The organism is Kitasatospora sp. NPDC057542, from assembly GCF_042801945.1.
GTDB lineage: Bacteria > Actinomycetota > Actinomycetes > Streptomycetales > Streptomycetaceae > Kitasatospora.
The window spans coordinates 1-4,931 of the sequence record NZ_JBHVFE010000587.1 but is presented as its reverse complement, the minus strand read 5'-3'; the positions used below and the strand labels follow the sequence as shown (position 1 = coordinate 4,931).

Annotated in this window: 4 protein-coding genes; all 4 read left to right on the top strand. The window is 72.4% G+C overall.

What is annotated here, in order from left to right:
* Positions 1–292 precede the first annotated feature (292 nt).
* The 4 genes from ACFU7Y_RS40190 to ACFU7Y_RS40175 all read left to right on the top strand — a co-directional run bounded on the left by ACFU7Y_RS40190 (position 293) and on the right by ACFU7Y_RS40175 (position 4,882).
* A complete protein-coding gene (locus ACFU7Y_RS40190; protein WP_380771321.1) occupies positions 293–2,884 on the top strand; it encodes an ATP-binding protein in 2,592 nt (863 codons plus the stop codon).
* A 119-nt stretch (positions 2,885–3,003) separates the two neighbouring features.
* On the top strand, positions 3,004–3,684 hold the full coding sequence (locus tag ACFU7Y_RS40185) for a response regulator (RefSeq protein ID WP_049657530.1): 681 nt from the start codon (positions 3,004–3,006) through the stop codon (positions 3,682–3,684).
* Between the two features lie 65 nt (positions 3,685–3,749).
* Positions 3,750–4,157: an OB-fold nucleic acid binding domain-containing protein gene (locus ACFU7Y_RS40180; RefSeq protein ID WP_224283660.1), complete on the top strand. Its 408-nt coding sequence runs from the start codon at positions 3,750–3,752 to the stop codon at positions 4,155–4,157.
* A gap of 2 nt (positions 4,158–4,159) precedes the next feature.
* The gene (locus tag ACFU7Y_RS40175) at positions 4,160–4,882 is read left to right on the top strand and encodes a DUF3159 domain-containing protein (protein ID WP_224283659.1); all 723 of its coding nucleotides are present in this window, start codon (positions 4,160–4,162) and stop codon (positions 4,880–4,882) included.
* Positions 4,883–4,931: the final 49 nt, after the last annotated feature.

Below are 4,931 nucleotides of genomic sequence, written 5' to 3'. Positions count from 1 at the left end.
AGGGGGGACCCTGTGGGAGAGTAGGACGCCGCCGAACAATTCTTCAGAAAGAACCCCCATCCGGGTCCCGGATGGGGGTTCTTCGCATTTCCGGGCCGTCGGATGTCTCAGGCCCCCTCCCGGACGACCGACGACCCCCGCCGAGTGGCTGGTTCGCCGTCAATATGCCGCTAAAACCGCCTGATCAGCGCACTGATCAGCGGAAAATCTCGTCGCACGCCGTAGTCTCGAAGGCAAGGGGAACAGGTGTCCGGGGTGTCTCCCGGGCAGGGCCGGATCAAGAATGGTGCTCATGGGACGAGGCAGGCTGCGCATCTACCTCGGGGCGGCCCCCGGGGTCGGCAAGACGTACGCCATGCTCGCGGAGGCGCACCGGCGGCAGGAACGTGGCACGGACGTCGTGGTCGCGTTCGTGGAGGACCACGGTCGCCGGCGGACTTCGGACATGGTCGCCGGGCTGGAGGTCGTGCTGCGGCAGCAGGTGGTGCACCGGGGCGCCCGGTTCTCCGAGATGGACCTGGACGCCGTCCTGGCCCGCCGCCCGCAGGTGGCCCTGGTGGACGAGCTGGCCCACACCAACGTCCCCGGCTGCCGCAACGACAAGCGCTGGCAGGACGTCGAGGAGCTGCTGGCGGCCGGGATCGACGTGATCTCCTCCGTCAACGTGCAGCACCTGGAGTCGCTCGGCGACGCCGTCGAGGGCATCACCGGGGTGCGCCAGCGCGAGACCGTCCCGGACGAGGTGGTTCGCCGGGCGGACCAGATCGAGCTGGTGGACATGTCCCCGCAGGCGCTGCGGCGACGGCTGGCGCACGGCAACGTGTACGCGCCGGAGAAGATCGACGCCGCCCTCGCCAACTACTTCCGCCCGGGCAACCTGACCGCACTGCGCGAGCTGGCGCTGTTGTGGACCGCGGACCGGGTGGACGAGTACCTCCAGAAGTACCGGGCCGAGCAAGGCATCGAGGGCACCTGGCAGGCCCGGGAGCGGATCGTGGTGGGCCTGACCGGCGGGCCCGAGGGGGCGACGCTGATCCGCCGGGCGGCCCGGATCGCGGCCCGGGTCTCCGGCGGCGAACTGCTGGCCGTGCACATCTCCCGCTCGGACGGGCTGGTGGGCTCCGGCTCGCCGCAGGCGCTGATCGAGCAGCGCGCGCTGGTGGAGAGCCTCGGCGGCTCCTTCCACGCCGTGCTGGGCGACGACCCGGCCGCCGGGCTGCTGGACTTCGCCCGGGGCGTGAACGCCACCCAGATCGTGCTGGGCACCAGTCGGCGGCCCGCCTGGCAGTACCTGTACGGGCCGGGCGTCGGCACCACGGTGACCCGGGAGGCCGGGGACATCGACGTCCACATGGTCACCCATGAGCACGCCGGGCACGGGCGGCACGGCAAGATACCGGTCCGCCGGATCACCGACCTGGGCCGTACCCGGACGGTCGCCGGCTGGCTGATCGGGCTGGTCGGCCCGCCGCTGATGGCGATCGTGCTGACCGCGATCGGCGGCCTGGGGCTCTCCACCGACATGCTGCTGTTCCTGTCGCTGACGGTGTGCGCGGCGCTGGTCGGCGGGCTGCTGCCGGCGATCGGCTCGGCGCTGGTCGGCTCCTCGGTGCTGAACTACTACTTCACCCCGCCGCTGCACACGTTCACCATCAACGAGCCGCAGAACATCATGGCGGTGGCGATCTTCACCATCGTCGGCATATCGGTGGCGTCGGTCGTGGACCTCGCGGCCCGGCGCACCCAGCAGGCGGCCCGCAGTCAGACCGAGGCGCAGACGCTCAGCGCGCTGGCCGGCACGGTACTGCGCGGCGCGCCCAACGGGGACGGCGTGCTGACCGCGCTGATGGAGCAGGTCCGGGAGACCTTCGGGCAGGAGAGCGCCGCACTGCTGGAGCGGCCCGGTCCGCTCGCCGCCTGGGTTCCGGTGGCCGCCGCCGGCCCGCGCCCACCGGAGCGGCCGGAGGAGGCCGACGTGGACGTCCCGGTCGGTGACAGCCTGGCGCTGGTGCTGCGCGGCCGGGTGCTGCCCGGGGCGGACCGGCGCCTGCTCGGGGCGTTCGCCGCGCAGGCCGCCGTGGTGCTGGAGCGCCGCCGGCTGGCCCGGGAAGCCGCCGAGGCCCGCCGGGAGGCGGAGGGCAACCGGATCCGGACGGCTCTGCTGGCGGCCGTCTCGCACGACCTGCGCACCCCGCTGGCGGGCATCAAGGCCTCGGTGAGCTCGCTGCGTTCGGCCGACGTCGACTGGGACCCGGAGGACGAGGCCGAGCTGCTGGCCGGCATCGAGGCCGGGGCCGACCGGCTGGACCACCTGATCAACAACCTGCTCGACATGAGCCGGCTCCAGACCGGGACCGTCACCCCGCTGATCCAGGAGACCGACCTGGACGAGGTGGTGCCGTACGCGCTCGGCGGGGTGCCGCCGGAGTCCGTCCGGCTGGAGGTGCCGGAGACGCTGCCGATGGTCCGGGCCGACGGCGGGCTGCTGGAGCGCTCGCTCGCCAACCTGGTGGAGAACGCCGTCAAGTACAGCCCGGACGGCGTCAAGGTGCTGGTCAAGGCCGACGAGCTGCGGCAGCCGGGGGTTCCGGCCCGGGTCGAGCTGCGGATCGTGGACCGCGGTCCGGGCGTGCCCGAGGAGGCCAAGGAGAAGATCTTCGCGCCGTTCCAGCGCTACGGGGACGCGCCGCGCGGCGCCGGGGTCGGCCTCGGACTCGCGGTGGCGCGCGGGTTCGTCGAGGCGATGGACGGTACCGTCACCGCCGAGGACACCCCGGGCGGGGGCCTGACCATGGTCGTCAGCCTGCCCGTGGTCGAACGGCCGCCCGATTCGGGGGAGCCGGGCGGCGACGGCGGCGATCCGCTCGCGGAGCTGATCACCTGAGAACCGGCGGCGCACCGGCCGGGCCCGTCGCCCGCTCCCGGCGCCGCACGCCGCAACGATAGCCATCGAGTCATCCCACAGTCCGTAAGTCAGACAGCCCTGAAAGGCGGAGCCCGCAAATGACCCGGGTCCTCGTCGTGGACGACGAACCGCAGATCGTCCGCGCGCTGGTGATCAACCTCAAGGCCCGTAAGTACGAGGTGGACGCGGCCCATGACGGCGCGAGCGCCCTGGAGCTGGCCGCGGCCCGCCATCCGGACGTGGTCGTCCTCGACCTGGGCCTGCCCGACATGGACGGGGTCGAGGTGATCCGAGGCCTGCGCGGCTGGACCCGGGTGCCGATCATCGTGCTGTCGGCCCGGCACGCCTCGGACGAGAAGGTCGAGGCGCTGGACGCCGGCGCCGACGACTACGTCACCAAGCCGTTCGGCATGGACGAGCTGCTCGCCCGGATGCGGGCCGCCGTGCGGCGGGCCGAGCCGGTGGCCGGGGAGGCCGACTCGCTGGTCGTCACCGAGTCCTTCACCGTCGACCTCGCGGCCAAGAAGGTCAACCGGGACGGTGCCGACGTACGCCTCACCCCGACCGAGTGGCACCTGCTGGAGGTGCTGGTCCGCAACGCCGGGCGGCTGGTCAGCCAGACCCAGCTGCTCCAGGAGGTGTGGGGCCCGGCCTACCGCACCGAGACCAACTACCTGCGGGTCTACCTCGCCCAGCTGCGCCGCAAGCTGGAGCGCGACCCCTCGCACCCGCGCCACTTCATCACCGAACCGGGCATGGGGTACCGGTTCGAGAGCTGACCGCGGCTTCCCCTGGCGGCTGAACGACCTGCCGCCAGGGGGTCGGAACCCGGTACCCTTCCGACATGAGTGGTGACAACAGCAGCGGCCAGCCGCAGGGGCGGTTCCGCCGCATGCTCAGCCGGCTGACCTCCTCGGCCGAGGAGCTGGACGCCGAGGAGCTGCGTCAGGAGAGCGCCGCGGAGTCCGGATGCACACCGATCGCCGGCTGCGGGGACCGCGAGCTGGTCACCGTCGCGGGCACGTTGCGCACGGTGACGCTGCGCCCCCGGGCGGGGGTGCCCGCCCTGGAGGCCGAACTCTTCGACGGCACCGAGGCGCTGGACGTGGTCTGGCTCGGCCGCCGCTCGATCGCCGGGATAGAGCCCGGCCGCCGGCTGCTCGCCAGCGGCCGGATCGGCCACGCACGCGGGCGCCGCGTGCTGTTCAACCCCCGCTATGAGCTGCGTCCGGTCGGACACGGGAGCGAATGAGCGTGAGCAACCAGCCCGGCGGCGAGGCCGCCGCCCAGCTCGACCTGCCCGTCGACCCGGCGGACGCGGAGGCCGCCCGCAAGGCCGCCTCCAAGGAGGCCGCCGAGACGGTGCTCCAGGCCTTCGGCGGCGTGCGCGGCATGATCGACATGACGCTGCCCGGCCTGGTCTTCATCGTCACCTACAACCTGACCCACCAGGTCAGCACCTCGGCCTGGGCCGCACTGGGCCTGAGCGCCCTGTTCGTCGTGGCCCGGCTGGCGAAGCGGGAGACCATCCAGCACGCCTTCAGCGGGGTGTTCGGCGTCGCCCTCGGCGCCTGGATCTCGATGAAGAGCGGCAAGGCCGAGGACTTCTACCTGCCCGGCCTGCTCTGGAACGTCGGCTACTGCATCGGCCTGGCGGTCTCCGCCCTGGTGCGCTGGCCGATGATCGGGGTGATGCTCGGCCCGATCACCGGCGAGATGTTCACCTGGCGCAAGGAGAACCCGGGCCGCCTGGCCGCCTACACCAGGGCGACCTGGGCCTGGGTGGTGATCATGGGTGCCAAGCCGGTGATCCTCTTCCCGCTGTACTTCACCCACAACGTCAACCTGCTGGGCTGGCTGAAGGTCGCCCTCGGCATCCCGCCGATGCTGCTGGCGATGTACGTGACCTGGCAGATCCTGTTGAAGGCGCCGCCGCCGATCAAGGCGCAGCTGGACGAGGAGGAGCCGGCGAAGTAGCCGGCTCCCACGGAGGACCACGCGGAAGGGCCCGCACCCCGGCGAGGGG